The following is a 20,324-nucleotide window of genomic DNA, read 5'->3' as shown; positions in this document are numbered from 1 at the left end:
GGTGAGAGCGGCTAACAACGCTGTCGCGCCAAGTACAAAGATATTATTACCCACAGTAATTGGTGTGACAGCCAGGCAGCAAACGAACACATCCCGATGAGCTGACTCACGTCAGTGATTCGGGTGGGTGAGAGCGGCTAACAACGCTGTCGCGCCAAGTACAAAGGGTATGGGGAGAACAATGGAAACAAGATTCATACAAGCCCACAAAGAAGCGCGCTGGGCCTTTGGTTTAACATTGGCTTATCTGGCTGGCTGGATATTGACTGCGTATTTACCCGGTAATATCCCCGGCATGACTGGCCTCCCGGCTTGGTTTGAAGCCGCCTGTATTGCGCTGCCACTGGTGTTTATTGTGTTGTGCGCTCTGATGGTGCGTTTCGTCTTCCGCGATATTCCGTTGGAGGATGAGAATGCAAACTGATGTTGTCCTGCCATTAGTGGGCTATCTGGCAATGGTATTTGGCTTATCAATTTATGCCTATACCCGCCAAAAAACCGGAAGTTTTCTAAACGAATACTTTATCGGCAATCGCTCGATGGGAGGATTCGTACTGGCAATGACCCTGACCGCCACTTATATCAGTGCCAGTTCATTTATTGGCGGGCCGGGTGCTGCCTATAAGTATGGCCTTGGCTGGGTGTTATTGGCGATGATCCAGTTACCTGCGGTCTGGCTGTCGCTGGGTGTTCTGGGCAAGAAGTTTGCCATTCTGGCGCGCCGCTATAACGCTGTAACCCTCAACGATATGCTGTATGCCCGCTATCAGAGCCGATTGCTGGTGTGGCTGGCCAGTATCAGTTTGTTGGTGGCGTTTGTCGGTGCCATGACCGTGCAATTTATTGGTGGTGCACGTTTACTGGAAACTGCGGCAGGCATTCCTTACGATACCGGCTTATTAATATTTGGTATCAGTATCGCGTTATATACCTCTTTTGGTGGTTTCCGCGCCAGTGTATTGAACGATGCCTTGCAAGGGCTGGTGATGTTGATCGGCACTATTTTGCTATTGGTTGCAGTGATCCATGCCGCAGGCGGGTTGCATAAAGCCGTCGATACACTACAACATATTGATCCAGCGCTAGTTTCACCGCAAGGTGGTGACAAGATCCTTGATTTGCCGTTTATGGCCTCGTTCTGGATCCTGGTGTGCTTTGGCGTGATTGGCCTGCCACATACTGCCGTGCGCTGTATTTCGTATCGTGATAGCAAAGCGGTACATCGTGGCATTATCATCGGCACCATTGTGGTCGCCATCCTGATGTTCGGCATGCATTTGGCTGGCGCATTGGGCCGGGCTATCCTGCCGGACCTGAAGATCCCCGATCAGGTGATCCCGACACTGATGATCACCGTGTTGCCGCCCTTTGCTGCCGGGATCTTTCTGGCGGCACCCATGGCGGCGATTATGTCGACCATCAATGCCCAGTTGCTGCAATCTTCTGCAACCATCGTGAAAGATTTATATCTCAATCTGTGGCCAGAAGAGTTGAAGAATGAACGCAAGTTGGCGCGTATTTCCAGCTTATCGACGCTTATTCTGGGACTGTTACTGTTACTTGCTGCCTGGCGGCCGCCAGAAATGATTATCTGGCTGAATCTGTTGGCCTTTGGTGGTCTGGAAGCGGTATTCCTCTGGCCATTGGTGCTGGGGCTGTACTGGGAGCGCGCCAATGCTCACGGAGCCCTTAGCTCTATGATTGTCGGTGCGGTATGCTATACGGTATTGGCCAGTTTCAATATTAAGATAGCCGGCCTACACCCGATAGTGCCGTCACTGGTGCTTAATCTGCTGGCGTTTTATATCGGTAATCAGTTTGGCGACAGGGCTAGAGCGCGGCAGCCCGTGGTAGTTAGCGCTGATTAGAAACGATTAATTTATATCAGCTCAATTATATACCCAATAGATTTCAAGATGCAGGAAGGCGGCAAGCGAGGGCATCCCGATGAGCTTACACAGTCAAGTGATTCGGGTGGCGTGAGCACAGCCAACCCCCCTGCGACTTGAAAGATGAAGGGGATTGAGCTTTTGAGAGAAAAGTCATGCCTTGGATTCAACTAAAATTAAACACCACCGGCAATCAGGCCGAATCCCTTGGGGACGCATTGATTGAAAGTGGCGCGGTGTCAGTTACGTTTCAGGATACCCACGATAATCCGGTGTTTGAGCCGCTACCAGGCGAAACTCGACTGTGGGGCGATACTGATGTGATTGGCCTGTATGATGCTGAAACGGAGATGGCCGCAGTGATCGCCATGCTGGAATACAACCCGCAACTCGGTAAAGGCTTTATCCATAAGATTGAGCAGTTGGAAGATAAGGATTGGGAACGTGAATGGATGGATAATTTCCATCCGATGCGTTTCGGTGAGCGCCTGTGGATCTGCCCGAGCTGGCGTGATGTGCCGGACCCAACCGCGGTCAACGTGATGCTGGACCCCGGTTTGGCATTTGGTACCGGTACCCATCCAACCACCGCATTGTGTCTGCAATGGCTCGATGGCCTCAGCCTGGACGGTAAAACTGTTATCGACTTCGGTTGTGGCTCTGGCATCCTGGCAATTGCAGCGCTAAAACTCGGTGCAACGCGCGCTATTGGCATCGATATCGATCCGCAGGCCATTCAGGCCAGTCGTGATAACGCACAGCGTAACGGCGTTTCAGAGCGTCTGGAGCTGTATCTCGCCAAAGACCAGCCAGCAGACTTATCTGCTGATGTGGTGGTCGCCAATATTCTGGCAGGCCCCTTGCGCGAACTGGCGCCACTGATTAGTGTACTACCGGTAACCGGCGGTCATTTGGGTCTGTCTGGGGTACTGGCGACCCAGGCTGTGGGCGTCGCACAGGCTTACGAGGATAAGTTCACCCTCGACCCAGTGGCAGAGAAAGAAGAGTGGTGCCGTATTACCGGTATCAAGCAGTAAACGCGCAAAAACCGACTCCCCTGCCAGGGCTGTTAAACCTTAGCAGGGGCCATCACATCCCTTGCTGAGTTAGCATTTCTGGCAATCCACCACACTCTCTTTTTAATCAAAATGGGAGGTCTGACTCATTTCCATCTGTGCTTTATCATTGATTTGATGAATAAATCAGCACTTTCGACCAGACAGATGTAGCATAACTAGTCGATAATTGTGATGTTTAGGAGAAAATCCTGAAGCGCACAAATTAATCAATTTCAGTTAAAACCATGTTATATATGAATAAATAATTAATTAGCACAGCTTGGCGGGTATTTTATCGCTCTTTTTTCATCAATTGGTCAAAGTTTGGCCTTTCATCTGGGCGCAAAAATGCGTAATATACGCGCCCTTACGGACACAGTGTGGTCATTCTTTGTCTATGCGTATTGGACACTTCCAGCTTACAAATTGCCTGATTGCCGCCCCGATGGCTGGTATAACAGACCGCCCCTTCAGAGCGCTATGTCATGGCATGGGGGCTGGGATGACGGTATCTGAAATGCTCTCCTCGAATCCCGAGGTCTGGCGGACGGATAAGTCACGTTTGCGTATGGTTCATAGCGATGAGCCTGGGATTCGTACCGTGCAAATTGCCGGTAACGACCCGGATGAGATGGCAGCAGCAGCCAGAATCAATGTGGCTAATGGTGCACAAATCATCGATATCAATATGGGATGTCCGGCCAAGAAAGTGAATCGCAAGCTGGCAGGTTCTGCATTATTGCAACATCCTGATTTGGTTAAACAAATCCTCTCCGCGGTGGTTAATGCGGTAGATGCGCCAGTAACGCTGAAGATCAGGACGGGTTGGTCGACCGAACACCGTAATTGTATAGAAATTGCCCAACTGGCCGAAAATTGTGGTATACAAGCCCTGACGATTCATGGCCGAACCCGTTCTTGCCTGTTTAATGGTGAGGCGGAATACGACAGCATTCGGGCAGTTAAGCAGATTGTTTCCATTCCCGTTATCGCGAATGGCGACATCACTGACCCGCATAAAGCCAGAGCGGTGCTCGACTACACTGGGGCTGATGCTCTGATGATAGGACGTGCCGCTCAGGGAAGACCTTGGATCTTCCGGGAAATCCAGCATTATCTGGACACTGGGGAGCTGCTGCCACCGATGCCACTTGGCGAAGTGCAGCGCTTGTTAAACGGGCATATACGGGAATTGCACGACTTTTATGGTCCAGGCAAGGGATTTCGTATTGCACGTAAGCACGTCTCTTGGTATCTCCAGGAGCACGCCCCTAACGACCAGTTTCGGCGCACATTCAACGCCATTGAGGATGCCAGCGAACAGCTGGAGGCGTTGGAGGCATATTTCGAAAATCTTGCGTAAACAGAAAAAAGAGCTGACAGAACTATGTTCGAACAACGCGTAAATTCTGACGTACTGACCGTTGCAACCGTAAATTCACAAGATCAGGTGACTCAAAAGCCTTTGCGTGACTCGGTTAAACAAGCACTGAAGAACTATTTTGCTCAACTGAATGGTCAGGATGTGAGTGACCTGTATGAGTTGGTACTGGCTGAAGTTGAACAGCCATTGTTGGACATGGTGATGCAATACACCCGTGGCAACCAAACCCGCGCTGCCCTGATGATGGGCATCAACCGTGGCACGCTACGTAAGAAATTGAAAAAATACGGCATGAACTGATACTAGTCAGTTAAGTTGTTGTTTAAAAAGGCGTACTCCACACGGAGCGCGCCTTTTTTATTACGCAATCTCTACCCGATTGCGCCCTTGCTGTTTCGCTCGATATAGGGCTTCATCCGCCAGTTTGAGCGAATCTTCCAGCATACCCTCGCCATTCCAGTACGCCACGCCTAGCGAAATCGTAATAGGATGAATGTCCGATATCACCATCCTTTCTACATTTTGACGCAGCCGGTTGGCGACCTGTGTGGCCACATCCAACGTAGTACCCGGCAGCAACATCAGGAACTCCTCCCCTCCGCTACGACACAAGATATCCGTGTCACGGGAGCTATCGCGGATTTGGACTGCCAATTGCTTAATAACCTCATCACCAACGTCGTGGCCGTAAGCGTCATTAATCGACTTAAAGTGGTCAATATCCAGTGCAATAACCGAAAAATGCTGCCCAAGCTGTGAGATAGGCTCGAGGGTGATGGCCAATCCACGCCGGTTAAACAGGCCAGTCATGGGATCAGTTTGTGCCTCAAACTTCAATTTACCGATTTTCTTTTGCAACAAACTGATGCCAATCAATAGCGCCCGTTTGAGTTGGGTCGATTCGAAATACCAGGAAGGAATTTCCTTGATGCTGCTGGCAATATCGGGCTTATCCATATGGTTGGCACTGCCGGCGAGCAACCACAGCGGGCGGGCAATTAACCGGGATAACAGCCAAACACCCAGCAAAGTGAGTAGCGCCAATGGCGTGATATGACCAAGCCCTTTTAGCATTAAACCTTCCAGTGGCTTCAACGTTGACGCTTCGGGCCGCAAGGTAATGATTTCCCAACCGGAGGGTTCGACAATGGCATAGCCCGCTAGCATTGATTCGCCGCTAGTACTGGTAACCATCAAGCTGCCGTTAGTGGAGGTTTTTATCGCTTCCGTGATGGGTTTAGGTTCAAGTATTTCCCCGATACGGCTGGTATCTTGGTGATAAAGGATGCGCCGATCGCTGTCGAGCACCACGATATAGGAGCCATCACGATAATAATGCTCACCCAATAGCTCATTTAAAATACTTTGCTTGCGCAGGTAAATAGTACCGCCGATATAACCGCGATAACGTCCATCCGGCGTAAAGATGGGGGTCGAGATATTGATAACCAGATTATTTGCTGCCGATACATAAGGCTTACTAATTACCGGGCGACGTAGTTTTAACGCCTCCACTGACCCTGGTGATGTCAATACGTGACCTAATAACTGGAGATTGTCCGGGGATGTTGCGCGGATAACACCATGCGCATCCGTTATTACCACCGAGTTAAAACTATCGGTTTGGTATTTTAGCCGTGCGGTTTCCGCTTGCAGCGCCTCATGATCATCAAAATTCTTGGCGACAATCATACTGCTGTAATGCAGTTGCTTTTGCGCGCTTCTCAGGAAAATATCCGTACTGGATGCCAGTTTAGTCGCATAGACACGGTTGGCTTCGAGTGTGTTATCAATCAGTAGCTGCCGCTGTACCCGATAACTGGCATAGAAACTGTTCGCTAGCGTCACAAAGGCGCTCATTACAGCTAGAATAAGGATTAGTCGACCTAAGTCGAGGCGGAAAATTTTGGCGGCAAGAATAGAGCGTAGCAAGACAGCCTTCCTGAGTCGATAAATGACTATGTTTAGCATGACGGTAACATGAAAATAAGGCGAGAATCCGCCTATATGTACACTGCTATCATATTTATCTCCTCAGATTAAGAGTTCTCACGCTATAGTCATTGTTAACAATTATCTATACTCAAAGTAATTGCCGTTACAGTAAGGTAACAAGCGAATCTCGTTGAGCTGACCAAGGTTCAGAGTGAAAACAGCTAACACTGCTGCAACGTCAAGTAGGAAGGGTATTGCTGACGAAGTCTGATTTGTACCGATAATAGGGGTTTGATTATGAATAAGCTGGTCATTGCCGTAGCACTTACAGCGACAGTATTAAGTGGATGTGCCAACAACAGAACTGCGTCTGGTGATACTTTCACCGCCTCTCAGGCACGACAAGTACAGACCGTAACCTACGGCACCGTTATCTCTGCACGGCCAGTCACCATTCAGGGCGGCAGTGAAAATAATGTGGCCGGTGCCATTGGCGGTGCTGTAGTCGGGGGCTTCTTGGGTAACACTATAGGTGGTGGCCGTGGTAATAGCCTGGCAACGGCAGGTGGTGCGGTAGCCGGTGGTATGGCAGGTCAAGGCGTGCAAAGCGCCATGAACCGTAGTGAAGGTGTACAACTGGAAATTCGCCGAGATGATGGCAGCAGTATCGTCGTCGTACAGGCACAAGGGCCAACGCGTTTCAGTGCAGGTCAACGCGTCATGATTGCCAGTGACCGTAGCGGCACAGTAACAGTTTCTCCCCGCTAAATTAACCAGCCGGGGGGATCCCCCTCCGGCTATGAGCGCATTAACACAAAATATTACCCCACAATTTAGCAACAACTTTTATCGGTGTAATAGGCTGTTTAGTAACATAAAAGGCATTACGTCGCACCCCATTCCAGATGAAAAAACCATTGATACTGATTATGATAGTCAAATATTGTGTTGCCACGAGGAATGTGTTGTGGTTAAATAGCCTCATCGGTTTGGAACACAGACCTTATGAAAGCAGTTTTAGTAAAGCAGTCCTCAGTTCAAGCGTTATCCATAGATATCCCTTCTCCGTGAGTCTCCTCCTAAGTGCCCAAATAAGTAATCCGCTGAAAAACAGACCACGTTCGCCGCACTATTGTGGCAAAAAATAATTGAAGGAAGTATCCCTATGTCTAATAAAATGACTGGTTTAGTAAAATGGTTTGACGCTGGTAAAGGTTTTGGTTTCATCACCCCTGCTGATGGTAGCAAAGATGTGTTCGTACACTTCTCTGCCATCCAGAGCAATGATTTCAAAACGTTAGATGAAGGTCAAAAAGTTGAGTTCTCTATTGAGAACGGCGCTAAAGGCCCATCAGCGGTAAACGTAGTCGCTCTGTAATACAGCGTGATTAGGGGAGCAGGTTGCCGATAGCGATGACGGCCAGACCCGAGCAGTGTAACCCGCTCTCCAAATAAAGTAATAAGCAGTACCCGGTTGACAGTAACATTTATGCAAGCAGTTTTAGTAAAGCAGTTCTCCGTATTAGCGTTATCAGACAGATACCTCTTCTTCGCGAAATTCCTTCTAAGTGCCCCATAAGTTGTACCCAAGCCTATCCGTTCGCCTATGGCGGCAATCAAAAATAATTGAAGGAAGTATCTCTATGTCTAATAAAATGACTGGTTTAGTAAAATGGTTTAACGCTGATAAAGGTTTTGGTTTTATCTCTCCTGCTGATGGTAGCAAAGATGTGTTCGTTCACTTCTCTGCCATCCAGAGTAATGATTTTAAAACCTTAGATGAAGGCCAAAACGTGGAGTTCTCTATTGAGAACGGCGCTAAAGGCCCAGCAGCGGTAAATGTTATTGCGCTGTAACAGCCAATAATAGATACCAAAACTATTGGAATAACGTACGATAGATGAAGGTGATAGCTCTGAGCAGTTACGTTATTCTGAATAAAAAGAACCCGCCTTGGTGCGGGTTTTTTTGTTGCCAAAAATAGAGCTACACTCAGAATAATATTCAATTGTCAGTAGGCAAAAAGTAATAAATCCAATAAGCAACGTTTATGCATTAATCTTTACCAATAGATTTAATCTGTCCGACGTTCCTCTACTCAGATTTACCCTGGCTTTACCTTCTCGTCTATTAATGCAAAATCACGTTGTTTTAACAGATAAAATCCCGCATAGGATAATTAATAAAGTAGAGTAACCGCTAAATTCCGTCTGAATTGTTCTCGCCAGAATAATATATATCTCCCGCTACGCATCCCCATCCCGAACAATATAAGAATGACTTTGATCAAAATGACTACGTTATTTTATCTATACAGTTATTTCATATAACCATCACCTTAATCATCTCATTATTACCGCTTTTTTCACTGGCGATGATTAACACTGCACATAAAATAGCATCAGGGTAAATAATCATGTCGATATTCAAAACACGTATAGGAAGGATGTTACTTATCCTATTTATTGGGATAGGTATCTGGTTTAGCCCCGTCCCGGAATCGGTAGACCCGCGCGCCTGGCACCTGATGGCGGTTTTTGCAGCGACGGTTATCGGCCTGATCCTGTCGCCATATCCGTTAGGCGCAATGGCGATATTCAGCCTGACAGTCGTTGCGGCTACAGGCTTGCTGAGTATCAAAGAAGTGTTAGCCGGTTTTGCTGACCCGACAATCTGGATGATCGCTTGCGCCTTCTTTATCTCACGCGGCTTTATTAAAACAGGTTTTGGCCGCCGGGTCGGTTATCTGTTTATCAGTAAGTTGGGCCACAGCTCGCTAGGTCTGGCTTATGGTTTGGTGCTGACCGATTTGCTATTCGCACCGGCGATGCCGTCTACCTCCGCCCGATGTGGTGGCATCATTACGCCGCTGTTTCGCTCAATTTCTGAAGCCTATGAATCGACACCAGAACGCGGTACCGAGCGCAAAATCGGGGCATTTCTGGTGCAATGTATCTTCCAGTGTAATGCCATTACCTGTGCGATGTTCCTGACCTCAATGGCCGGCAACCCAATGATTGGCAAACTGGCCGGTGAAATGGGGATTACCATTACCTGGACCAGTTGGGCATTGGCCGCCATCGTCCCTGGTTTAATCTCTTTGGCAGTAATCCCGTTGTTGCTGTATCGCTTCTACCCGCCAGAAATAAAGAAAACCCCGGAAATGCGCGCCTTGGCAATGGTGAAATTGAAAGAAATGGGGCCAATGAGCCGCAACGAATGGATTGTATTATCGGTCTTCGTCGGGCTGGTGACGCTGTGGGTATGTGGCGCAGCACTGAATATTGATGCCACCATGACCGCCTTTATTGGACTGGCAATTCTATTACTGAGTGGCGCGCTGACCTGGGATGATGTGATTGCCGAGAAAGAAGCCTGGCATACGGTGATTTGGTTTGCGGTACTGCTAACACTCGCCAGCCAACTGAATAAGCTGGGTTTTATTACCTGGTTTGGCTCATCAATTGCCGGTTCAGTGCAGGGGATGAACTGGGTGCCAATGATGGGAATCCTGCTGCTGGCGTACTATTACAGCCACTATATGATGGCCAGTGCCATCGCCCATATCAGTGCCATGTATGCCATTTTTGTCTCCATTGCTATTGCAGCAGGTGCTCCGCCAATGCTGACAGTATTGGTATTTGGTATGTTCAGTAACCTGTATATGGCAACTACCCACTACTCTGGCGGCCCGGCCCCTATCCTGTTTGGTTGTAACTTTATCCCACTGGCGACCTGGTGGAAGATTGGTTTCCTGATCAGTCTGGTGGTTATCCCTATCTGGCTGATTATCGGTAGCGCCTGGTGGAAAGTGCTGGGTTTCTGGTAATACATTGAAATATTCAGAATAAAAAACACCGCGCGATGACACTGGCGCGGTGTTTTTTATCGGTTAATTACTGCTGTTTACGTAATTCGATACCCACATCTCCACCAGGGTGCACCGCCAGTAGGGCCTGTTTGGTAAAACCTCTGCGTGCCATCAGGCAGGCACAGATAGCATCAAACAGGGCTAATACCAGAACAATAGATGTGGTTGCTAACATATTCAGCGGGTCTATCTCTTGCTTCACATGTGTTTTCAGCACCAAGGCAGATACCTGCGCGATAGCCGACTGCTCGTTTTCCGTTACACTGATAATCTGCACTTGCTTGCGTTGCAGCGTTGGCAGCAACCGGGTCAGCTCATCGGAATTCCCGCCACGAGAGATCAAAATGATGATGTCCTGTGACCCGAGGAAACCCAAATCGCCGTGCGCTGCATCAGTGGCATTCAGGTAAATCGCCGGTTGCTCTACGCAAGCCAGCATATGAGCAACCTTTCGTGCGGCAATACCTGATGTGCCCACCCCAGTTACCGCGATTTTGCCACGGCACCCAGCCAACATCTCCAGCACCTGCAACCACACCTGCGGATCGACATTATCCTTTAACGCCGCCAACTCGCGGCTATAAGTCATCCATGCGTCACTGGCTATTTGCCATTCATCACTCTGGCTCATCCTTCCTCCTGCATCAGTTCCTGATAACGCATATGGTCGTGATACATCTGGTGGAACACGCGGTATTTACGGTCGTAATAGGCTTTGATTTTGTTAGTTTGCGGTGTGACCGTTTTACCAATGCGGCTCATGGCAGCCATCGCCTCCGGCAGCGACTCAAACACACCTGCTGCGACCGTGCCCATCATGGCGCTGCCGAGCAACATGGCTTCACTCTCTTCCGGCAGTAGCATGGCACAACCCGTCGCATTAGCGTGTTCTTGTACAAAGATCGGGTTTTTAGTTCCGCCGCCGCTGGCCATCATAGTGTCAATGCAATAGCCGTTCTTATTCATGGTTTCGATGATATGCCGCGTTCCCAGCGCCAGCGCCTGAATGGTCGCCAAATAGCGTAACGCCATATCTTCAAAGTTGGTAGACAGCTTCAAGCCGGTAATAATGCCCGTCAGATTCGGATTCGCGCGCGGTGAACGATTACCGTGGAAGTACGGCAAAATGTGAATATCTTTGGTGAGGAAGGCGATATTCTCCGGTTCACCGGCAAGCTGGCGCAGAATATGATTTAGCGCCTCGTAAATAGTCTCACCTTTGCTTTTGGCCTGTGCCAACAGCTCTGGGTAACACGGATGTGTTTGAATAATATGGTCAATTAATGCTCCCGTCGCCGACTGTCCGCCCTCATTTAGCCAGTACTCCGGTAAGATAGCCGAATAATAGGGTCCCCAGATGCCGCCAATAAAATGCGCGGAACGTGACATCGCCATATGTGCCGTTGAGGTACCACCAATCAGCGCAATGCGCCGATCAAAATTGGCATTTTCGCCAGTCACACCACTGGCACCGAGGATGCCAATAGTGCCAGCATGGGCATCAATAATAGAAACACTGACCGCAGTACCAGGGATCAATCCCATTTCTGATGCCGCCCGTTGGCTAAGTCCACGGCCCAACGGCTCGCCCATCGGTTTAACGCTAGCACCGATTTTCGCCGCATTGTTGTCCAGCAAATCAGCCAGCCCGACCAATTTAAAATAGGACGGATCCCAGCGATCCTCATGGCCCAGATAAGTCCATTTACACACCGTAGAACAAAGCGAACGGGTTTCGTCTTTGGTCGCTCGCCAGGTGAGAAAATCCGGTAAATCAAACAGATGACCGACATTGCTCCACGTGGTTGGCATATGCTGTTTCAACCACAGCAGTTTTGGAGTTTGCATTTCAGGTGAAATCACGCCGCCAACAAACTCCAATACCGGATGTTTGGTGGCATTAATTCTTTCAGCCTGGGTAATGGCACGATGATCCATCCAGACAATTACATTCTGTTCGCTGCGCCCCGACGGGCTAACGGTCAACGGGTTGCCTTCTTTATCCAGCACCACCAGCGAACAGGTGGCATCGAACCCCAGCCCTTTCACTTGGATCGGGTTGATATCAGCCTGATTCACCGCATCTCGTACCGCATTACACACCGCCTGCCAGATATTATCGGAAGACTGCTCAACAAAATCCGCCTTGGGCTTAAACATGGTAATTTCACGGCTGGCCTGCCCGACCATGCGGCCCTGCAAATCGAATACTCCGGCCCTTGCGCTGCCGGTCCCTACATCTACGCCGATAAAGTAACTTGCCATTGTTGTATCCCTCAATTCTTAAGCCTTACGATTCTGTAATGCGATAAAGAGGATCAGCACCCCACCCCATAACGCCATGGTCAGGTAGCTACTCACCCCCAGCAAATTCAGGCCACTTTCCAATAGTTGCAGTACCACCAGCGCCAGGATCAAGCCGATGATGCGACCAAAGCCGCCATCCGGGTTAATGCCACCCAATACCGATGCCAGAATGGTGACTAATAGATAGGATTCGCCGTAACCGGCTTTGGCCGAGTTAAATTTCGCCATCATCAGGATAGCCGCCCCCCATCCTAATATGGCTGACAGGATATAGACCGCGACCTGTACCCGATGGGTATTCACGCCACTAAAACGGGTGGCCTGCTCATTGGAGCCGACCAGATAGATGCTACGCCCCAAGGTCGTGTGTTCCAAAAGCACCCACAGCCCAGTGGAGACCAGTAAAAACAAGATCATCGCGACTGGAATACCGGCGATATCACCACTGCCAATGTATTGAATCACCGGTGGGAAATCAGAGATCACGTCACCGTTGGACAATAAAATATTCAGGCCGGTAATCAATGTCATGGTGCCCAACGTCGCCAGAATTGGCGACACCCCGACCACTGAAATCAGTAAGCCATTCAACGCACCAATCACCACCGCCACCAGCAAGCCAGCAACTAATGCCAGTAACAGGAACAGCGGCTGATCAGGGTGGCTGACAATGATGGCAGCCATGACTAATGAGCAAGCGTTCGCTCCGGCAATAATGGATAAGTTAATACCGCCGGTCAGCATGGTCAGCCCCATCCCCAGCGCCAGCATGCCTAAAATCGGCAACTGCGAGGAAATAGACTGGAAGTTACCCAAGCTGAAGAAGCGTTGACCCAAGGTCAATGAGAAGGCCAACATCACTGCCACCAGAATCAATAATTGCAGGCGGATAATGCGGTCGTTAGGAATAATTCGGTTTAGCCAGGTCATATCAGTGCTCCCTCAGCAATTTGCGTTTTTCATTCCATGCGGTGGTACTGATACTCACCAAAATGATTGCGCCGCTGAAAACCGTATGCCAGTAAGAGGAGACACTCAGCAGCGTCAGACCGTTTTGCAAAAATGCCAGCAACATCACGCCGAGCACGGTGCCACTGAGGGATCCACGGCCCCCCGTCATACTGGTGCCACCCAAGACCACGGCGGCCAGCACGGTCAGCTCAAACCCCATCAATGAGTTAGGTGCCACTGACTGGGAAATCTGCGCCTGTACCACCGCCGCCACCCCTGCCAGCATGCCCATGTAGCCATAGACGTAGAGATGCAAACGCAGAATATTAATGCCCAGGCGGGAAGCCGCATCCTTATTGCTGCCCATGGCAAAGATCTGCCGCCCAAGACGGGTGTAGTTCATCAATACACCGGTGAAAATGATGGTCGCCGCCAGGCAGAACAGCGGTAGTGTCAAGCCATAGTCATAGCCGTCACTGCCGGTAAACGAGAACCAGTTAATCCCGGTCATAAACCAGTCAGGGAAACCGTACAACCAGGTACCGTTGGTGAAATAAACCAGCAGGCCATAGAACAGATTCAGTGTGGCAATGGTGATAATTATCGCTGGGACTTTCAACCAATACACCAGCAACCCATTGATCAGCCCCAGCACTAAACCAACTGACATGGCCAGAACAAACGCTAGCGCGAAGCTGCCGCCATGGGTAATCACCCACGACGCCATGACATATTGCGCAATAGCCGTTACCGCCGGAAAGGAGATATCAATACCACCGGCAATCAGCACCACAAACAGGCCACAGGCCAGAATACCCAAAATGGCATAACTGGTGGCGACATCGGTCAGATTCCCTAAGGTCAGGAACTCCGGGCTTTTTACACTCAGTCCGATGACTAACAGTAATACCAATAGCCCAAGATAAAACTCATGTCGCCCCGTCAGTTGCCGCAGTTTTAGCTTATCCATTGACCACCTCGGCTACCTGTTGTTCGGTGCACTGATGCGGGTAAAACTCGGCCACCAGTTCACCTTTGCGCATCACTAATATCCGGTGACTGTTGTAGTAAGCCTCCGGGATCTCGTCACAAATCATCAATACCGCCATCCCCTGCTCTGCCAAGGCTTTGGCAATATGGTAAATCCCTTCTTTGTTGGCGATATCTACGCCGACGGTCGGAGAATCGAGGATCAAAATACGCGGTTGCGTCGCTACCCATTTAGCAATAGCGATGCGCTGTGCATTACCGCCCGATAACGTTTTGACCGGCAGGGCGGTATCGGACACTTTGATGTTCAGATCTTGCACCAGTTTTTTCACCAGCGCTGCGGCTTTGGCATGATCCAACAACCCACTGCGGGTATGTAATTTGTCAAAAACGGACACGATGGTGTTGTCATAGATCGATTGCTCCATGATCAATCCCTGTGTCAGGCGATCTTCAGAGACATAACCGATCCCGTGGCGGATCGCATCACGGTTGTTACGGAAATGCACTTGTTCACCGGCGACCCACACCTCGCCACTATCGGGTTGGGTCATGCCAAACAGGCTCAGACACAGTTCAGTACGCCCCGCCCCCAGTAACCCGGTGATCGACACAATTTCGCCCTGATGTAGGGTCAAATCGATGTTACGAAACTGCTCGCCACGACTCAGTTTTTTGATTTCCAGCAACGGCGTGGCTTCTGCCGCCAGTGGCGGTAACTGGCTGTAGGTAAAGCGCTGGCCGGTCATTAGGAACGCCAGCTCATGGCTGTCCAGCTCGCTGGCCGGCCAGGTACCAATGAGTTGGCCATCGCGCATGACACTGATTCTGTCGGCCACTTCCATCACTTCATCCAGCCGGTGGCTAACAAACACCACGCAGATACCTTGTGATTTGAGATCACGTACCACGTCCAGCAAGCCTTTCACTTCCTGACTGGTTAGCGAGGCAGTAGGTTCATCCATAATCACCAAGCGGGCATCGGCAGCGATAGCGCGGCAAATCGCCACTAACTGGCGGTCAGCAATAGAGAGCTGTTCAACTTTTTTATCAGGATCAAGGGTGACACCCACTCGCTGCATGGCGGCTAACGCACGCTCACGCATACTTTTACGCTTCACCCAAAAATCACCACCTGGTAGATAACGGTGGACGGCAATATTTTCCGAAACGGTGAGATTAGGAAATAGCGACAAGTCTTGATATATCACCTGCACGCCATAGAAGAATGAGAGTTGCGGCGTAAACTGATGGAACAGCTTGCCGTCTATCAGGATACTTGCGCCTTTCTCTGGCTGATAAACTCCTGAAATCACTTTGATAATGGTGCTCTTGCCGCAGCCGTTCTGGCCTGCCAGACAGTGCACTTCTCCTTTATTCAGTGTGAGATTCACCTGATCCAGCGCCAGCACGCCGGGGAATCGCTTACTGATATTTTCAAGAGTGATAAATGCGTTGGCCTGAGTCATGACAATACCTTCCCTAACGCCATAAGCATGGCGCTATTTTTACAGCAATTCGGTGATGATGGTGAGGGCAACGGGGATGCTCTCCCGCTGCCTGATTTAGTGCCAAGCACGGCTCGTTAGCCGGTAATTCCCTGGTGTGGCGTCTGAAAATCAGAAACCTAATGTTTTCGCATTATCTTTAGTGACTTCAAGGATCTTGTTGAAACGGATCACGCCTTTCTCGCTATCCACATCGGCTTTACCCAAGCCTTCGATGGTCAAGTCTGGCGTGATTTTTTGGCCTTTCAGTAATTGATCTGCAATCTGCACCACAGCAAAACCGGCGTCTTTTGGATCCCACAACAGGGCTTTTTTGATATCACCACGCATCAGGTATGGCGCTGCCTGTGCAGGCATAGCGATACCCACTACCGCGATTTGATCTTTCGCGCGTTTCTTAGCCACTGCTTGACCGGCACCAATTGGCCCCAGTGAACCAAAACCAATGATCCCTTTCATTTTCGGATAGGTTTTCATCAGATCCAGAGTGGTGGAGTAAGACTTATCAATGTTCTCAGCCACTGGCAGGCGTGGAGTGACTTCGAACATATCGGGGTATTTTTCTTTCTGGTATTTGATAGCATAATCCGCCCAAGCGTTATGCAATGGCACAGTCAGGGAACCCACATAAATCGCATAACCCCCTTTGCCCCCCATGGCTTTCGCCAGTTCGTCCATGTTGGCCTGAGCATATTTTTCACTATCGATGGTCTCAACATCCCACTGCCCGATACGTTGATCAGGAGATTCGTGAGTTAACACCACAATGCCTTTCTCTTGCGCTTTTTTCAGTACTGGTTCCAGCACTTTGGCATCGTTCGGCACCACAATGATGGCATCTACATTTTTGGCAATAAGGTCTTCAATGACTTTAACTTGTTGCGCCGGGTCTGGCGTGGCAGGCCCAACCTGATAAGCATTAACATCCAGTTTTTTTGCTGCTTCATTTACGCCAACTTCCATACGGGTAAACCAAGGAATACCGGTAACCTTCGCGACAACAGCAATTTCATATTTTTTCTCTGCCATCGTTTGCGTAGTGAACAGCATGCATGCGGAAACGACACATGCATTCAGTAATGCGAGATTAAGTTTCATAGCAATACCTTCTTGTTTTCTTTCAGATAACGGGTTGGTTGCGAGGTGAGAAGCCCGTAGTGTGACACCGTGACTGTTTTATTTTCATGTGACTGCTTTTCACACATATGAGATTAACAAAGGAACACAATAGGCTGCGCGACGAGTCAGAGTGAATTGTGATGAAAGCCCAAAAAAGTAAAATTTAATGATTTATTATGTTAATAATTGGTTAATTAAATATAAGAAAGAATAAATGTGATCAAATACAAAGATAATAAACACAAATAAACATCAAATTAATAACATTAAAAACACAAATTGAATTTATAACTCCCTCTGTGGCACGTCAATAACCCAAAAATAGAACAACGGTAACAATAATTAATCGAAATTGAGATGAGTCTCCCATTTTCCAGCCAGTTGACTTATTTTTCCTCGATTCTAAGGCACCATTTTCTGCGATATGCCGAACAGTAACGCAGTTTATATCGCGATAATTCCGCCAGCACATCTAGCGTTGATCTTTTTCTTTCATTTATCGCGAATATGGTATAATCCTCTGAAAGCCCCCATCGCTTATAGATAGCCTGCCTTCATGACCATCCCCTACGCGACCCCGCTTTTAATGTAAAAATTATGTCAATTGTCGTATTCACCAAAACGATAGTTGACCACCGGTGTCTGAAGAAATGTATCGCTATCGAGTTACATCCATATGCGTTACAAACCCGCACTTAACGCATAACGATAGAGTTCATATGATAAAGCCGCAGAAATTCCATATCTCACTGCTCCACCCGCGCTACTGGCTGACCTGGTTTGGCCTGGGGGTATTATTTCTGTTAGTCCAACTCCCCTACCCGCTGTTAAACAAGTTAGGAATTTGGTTGGGGCGTACCTCAATGCGCTTCCTGAAACGGCGGGTATCTATCGCCCGGCGCAATCTGGAACTTTGTTTCCCTGATATGGATAAGCAGACTCTTGAACGGACTATCGTCGGTAATTTTGAATCCTTAGGCATGGGGTTGCTGGAAACCGGCATGGCCTGGTTTTGGCCCGATGCGCGCATTAAGCGCTGGTTTACCGTGACGGGTCTGGATAACCTGAAAAAAGCGCAGCAAGGACAGCGCGGCGTACTGGTGATTGGCGTCCATTTTATGTCGCTGGAACTTGGCGGCCGCGTAATGGGGCAATGTCAGCCAATGATGGCGATGTACCGCCCGCATAACAATAAAGTGATGGAATTGGTGCAGACCTGGGGCCGTATGCGCTCGAATAAGGCCATGCTGGACCGTAAAGATCTTCGTGGCATGGTGCAGGCATTGAAAAAAGGTGAGGCTGTGTGGTTTGCACCGGATCAGGATTACGGCCCACGTGGCAGTGTGTTTGCACCACTGTTCGCCGTCAATCAGGCCGCGACCACCAGTGGCACTTTTATGTTGGCCCGGCTAGCCAAACCGGCACTGTTGCCATTGGTTTTACTGCGTAAAACAGATGGTAGCGGCTATGACTTGCTGATCCAGCCGGCATTAGAAGACTATCCGCTTGATGATGAGATAGCGGCCGCCAGCTATATGAACAAAGTTATCGAAAAAGAGATCATGCGCGCACCTGAGCAATATCTGTGGCTACACCGCCGCTTTAAAACCCGCCCAGCCGGTGCGCCATCGCTGTATTAAGCATCAACAAGATCTGTCATAAAAACCCGGCCTATGTCGGGTTTTTTATTAGCTAAAATCCACTCAATATCGCGGAGCTATAACTGCGCTTCAGCTTCATCGGGATCATCTATCGCATCGTCTGGTGTGATAAGCGCACGCCCTGGCAACGTTTTGCATGCAGGCCCACCGGTAGGAGGGGCTGTAGTGGGATAACTCTCCTGCGGCGAGACATAAACTGGCGTGGTTGCCACGAAGCCATCATTGAATGTGGCCTCGATAAAGGTCGCCTGCCAACCGGTAGCTGGCGTGCTAAGTGCAACTTCAAGGGTATTACCCGGGGCCACAGCCAACGGAAATACGCTATATCTTACATCGCACGCATAGCGGAAATCGCGAGCATCGGGGTTAGCTGCGGTCCATAACAGCACCTTTTCTGGCGTCTCTGACAGACTAACCGTGACGGTTTGCACCTTATCTTTCATTACCAGAGTGGTATTCAACTGCGGCATCGGTGTGGCTTGCCGTAAACGGTTAACAAAGGTGATCAACGACTGTTCGCTAAATGCTTTAATACCGGAGTGACTAGAGTTAGGTGCCACCCGCAACGTTTTATCACCGGGTAATTTGTCATAATAAAAATGCGTATTATCAGGCACGTAGAAATCATCACCACTGGCATTAATAATGTATTTCGCAATACTGAGCCGGGGTTGATACTCGCTCGTCAGGTACTGTAGGGGATCCATAATCTGCATCAGTTTGGCGAAGCCGGGGGTACTCAGTTTCTTATCAATCTCTTCCTGATAGTAGGGGGTGAAGGCTATAGGCCAGTTGCCACCATAAGATTGATACATATGTTCCAATGCGGCGCGGGTATCCAGCAGATCAATCACAAAAGGCACAATAGCCTCCACACGTGAATCCGCAATTGCCGTCAGCCAACTAGTCCAGCCACGCTTGGATAAACCAGTGACAATAAAACTGTCTAAGGCTTTTTCCGGCAAGGCTTGTTGCGCCATGGTCATCGCCTGAGAAATCGCCGCCACCATCGGGACATGTAGCGGTAATATTGAACGGGCTTCTGGGGCATCTATAAATAAAGTCCAACTACGTGCAACACTATAATCTTCCTTACGCGGATTCCCATCTTGTTGATATTCAAGGTACTGATTGGGAATGGTGCTAATGGCAATCACCACCGTGTCAGTCGAGCGGGCAATATTTTGCAAGGTCTCGATAGCAAAATCGCTAGGACCGGAGGGAGGAATGGTTTCAGTACCATAGTTGGTACCATTATTGATGACCACCAGCGCCTTGGTGGACGTGCTATTTTCGGGAATAAAGATCTCCACTTCATGCTGCCATGCAGCAGGGGAGACCAAGCTCTCCGGCGACCAATTCTGCGAGGTCAGTTGGTAACGGCGCCACTCCAACCCCGGCAGGTTTTCCTGACTGAGCAAGTTATAGATAAGTGGCTCTGCGGCCAGCTTTTCTCTGTAACAAGACAGAACCTGAGTAAAATCGGTATCACTGCATTTTGCAGTTTCAATATTCACCTGTGCCAGACAACTGGCGGTAAACAGCAATGGCAGCCCGCACATCAGGGCGGTTAAATAACGAGGCATAATCCTTATCCTTCTCTCTAATGTGTTTACGTTAAAACACTCCCAAGAGGATTAGATAACGGATC

18 protein-coding genes are annotated in these 20,324 nt (G+C 49.2%); 10 read left to right on the top strand and 8 right to left on the bottom strand.

Annotated features, from left to right (window positions below; genetic code table 11):
- The first annotated feature begins 181 nt into the window (after positions 1-181).
- The 5 genes from V1955_RS01770 to fis all read left to right on the top strand — a co-directional run bounded on the left by V1955_RS01770 (position 182) and on the right by fis (position 4,631).
- Positions 182-424 (top strand): YhdT family protein, encoded by a 243-nt coding sequence (locus tag V1955_RS01770; protein ID WP_083162184.1) that lies wholly within the window; start codon positions 182-184, stop codon positions 422-424.
- Positions 414-1,868, top strand: coding sequence for a sodium/pantothenate symporter (gene panF, locus V1955_RS01765; RefSeq protein ID WP_372560387.1), 1,455 nt, complete (start codon positions 414-416; stop codon positions 1,866-1,868). The genes V1955_RS01770 and panF overlap by 11 nt, the downstream gene beginning before the upstream one ends.
- 176 nt (positions 1,869-2,044) lie before the next feature.
- Positions 2,045-2,926 carry a 50S ribosomal protein L11 methyltransferase gene (prmA, locus tag V1955_RS01760; RefSeq protein ID WP_083162179.1) on the top strand — a complete coding sequence of 294 codons (882 nt, stop codon included), beginning with the start codon at positions 2,045-2,047 and terminating at the stop codon, positions 2,924-2,926.
- A gap of 418 nt (positions 2,927-3,344) precedes the next feature.
- Positions 3,345-4,310: a tRNA dihydrouridine synthase DusB gene (gene dusB / locus V1955_RS01755; RefSeq protein WP_083162177.1), complete on the top strand. Its 966-nt coding sequence runs from the start codon at positions 3,345-3,347 to the stop codon at positions 4,308-4,310.
- A 24-nt stretch (positions 4,311-4,334) separates the two neighbouring features.
- Positions 4,335-4,631: a DNA-binding transcriptional regulator Fis gene (gene fis / locus V1955_RS01750; RefSeq protein WP_002210061.1), complete on the top strand. Its 297-nt coding sequence runs from the start codon at positions 4,335-4,337 to the stop codon at positions 4,629-4,631.
- A gap of 60 nt (positions 4,632-4,691) precedes the next feature.
- Here the strand turns inward: fis and V1955_RS01745 are convergent, their stop codons facing one another.
- Positions 4,692-6,251, bottom strand: coding sequence for a sensor domain-containing diguanylate cyclase (locus V1955_RS01745; RefSeq protein ID WP_083164029.1), 1,560 nt, complete (start codon positions 6,249-6,251; stop codon positions 4,692-4,694).
- 312 nt (positions 6,252-6,563) lie between these two features.
- Here V1955_RS01745 and V1955_RS01740 point away from each other — a divergent pair, with 312 nt between their 5' ends.
- The 4 genes from V1955_RS01740 (at position 6,564) to V1955_RS01725 (ending at position 10,095) form a co-directional block, all read left to right on the top strand.
- The gene (locus V1955_RS01740; protein ID WP_083162175.1) at positions 6,564-7,034 is read left to right on the top strand and encodes a glycine zipper 2TM domain-containing protein; all 471 of its coding nucleotides are present in this window, start codon (positions 6,564-6,566) and stop codon (positions 7,032-7,034) included.
- Between the two features lie 397 nt (positions 7,035-7,431).
- Positions 7,432-7,644 carry a transcription antiterminator/RNA stability regulator CspE gene (cspE, locus tag V1955_RS01735; RefSeq protein ID WP_005163090.1) on the top strand — a complete coding sequence of 71 codons (213 nt, stop codon included), beginning with the start codon at positions 7,432-7,434 and terminating at the stop codon, positions 7,642-7,644.
- Positions 7,645-7,909: 265 nt separating this feature from the next.
- Positions 7,910-8,122: a transcription antiterminator/RNA stability regulator CspE gene (gene cspE / locus V1955_RS01730; RefSeq protein ID WP_083162167.1), complete on the top strand. Its 213-nt coding sequence runs from the start codon at positions 7,910-7,912 to the stop codon at positions 8,120-8,122.
- 560 nt (positions 8,123-8,682) lie between these two features.
- The gene (locus V1955_RS01725; protein WP_042568990.1) at positions 8,683-10,095 is read left to right on the top strand and encodes an anion permease; all 1,413 of its coding nucleotides are present in this window, start codon (positions 8,683-8,685) and stop codon (positions 10,093-10,095) included.
- A gap of 67 nt (positions 10,096-10,162) precedes the next feature.
- On the opposite strand, the gene V1955_RS01720 is transcribed toward V1955_RS01725, so the two are convergent.
- The 6 genes from V1955_RS01720 to V1955_RS01695 form a co-directional block, all read right to left on the bottom strand.
- Positions 10,163-10,768, bottom strand: a complete 606-nt coding sequence (locus tag V1955_RS01720) for a KpsF/GutQ family sugar-phosphate isomerase (RefSeq protein WP_083162165.1) — start codon at positions 10,766-10,768, stop codon at positions 10,163-10,165.
- Entirely contained in the window at positions 10,765-12,402 is a 1,638-nt protein-coding gene (locus tag V1955_RS01715; RefSeq protein ID WP_442820453.1) for an FGGY-family carbohydrate kinase, read from the bottom strand. Before V1955_RS01715 ends, V1955_RS01720 begins: the two co-directional genes overlap by 4 nt.
- Before the next feature lie 18 nt (positions 12,403-12,420).
- Positions 12,421-13,374, bottom strand: a complete 954-nt coding sequence (locus V1955_RS01710; RefSeq protein WP_083162161.1) for an ABC transporter permease — start codon at positions 13,372-13,374, stop codon at positions 12,421-12,423.
- Between the two features lies 1 nt (position 13,375).
- On the bottom strand, positions 13,376-14,365 hold the full coding sequence (locus V1955_RS01705) for an ABC transporter permease (protein ID WP_032907665.1): 990 nt from the start codon (positions 14,363-14,365) through the stop codon (positions 13,376-13,378).
- Positions 14,358-15,854, bottom strand: a complete 1,497-nt coding sequence (locus tag V1955_RS01700) for a sugar ABC transporter ATP-binding protein (protein ID WP_050073816.1) — start codon at positions 15,852-15,854, stop codon at positions 14,358-14,360. The genes V1955_RS01705 and V1955_RS01700 overlap by 8 nt, the downstream gene beginning before the upstream one ends.
- Positions 15,855-16,004: 150 nt before the next feature.
- Positions 16,005-16,991, bottom strand: coding sequence for an autoinducer 2 ABC transporter substrate-binding protein (locus V1955_RS01695; RefSeq protein ID WP_005191421.1), 987 nt, complete (start codon positions 16,989-16,991; stop codon positions 16,005-16,007).
- A 740-nt stretch (positions 16,992-17,731) separates the two neighbouring features.
- Here V1955_RS01695 and lpxP point away from each other — a divergent pair.
- Positions 17,732-18,652: a kdo(2)-lipid IV(A) palmitoleoyltransferase gene (lpxP, locus tag V1955_RS01690; protein WP_083162159.1), complete on the top strand. Its 921-nt coding sequence runs from the start codon at positions 17,732-17,734 to the stop codon at positions 18,650-18,652.
- Between the two features lie 77 nt (positions 18,653-18,729).
- Here the strand turns inward: lpxP and V1955_RS01685 are convergent, their stop codons facing one another.
- Positions 18,730-20,259, bottom strand: coding sequence for a PhoPQ-activated pathogenicity-related family protein (locus tag V1955_RS01685; protein WP_442820452.1), 1,530 nt, complete (start codon positions 20,257-20,259; stop codon positions 18,730-18,732).
- Between the last annotated feature and the right edge of the window lie 65 nt (positions 20,260-20,324).

This window comes from Yersinia sp. 2545 StPb PI (assembly GCF_052217125.1).
GTDB classification, from domain to species: domain Bacteria; phylum Pseudomonadota; class Gammaproteobacteria; order Enterobacterales; family Enterobacteriaceae; genus Yersinia; species Yersinia enterocolitica_E.
This window is presented reverse-complemented; position numbering and strand designations above follow the sequence as displayed.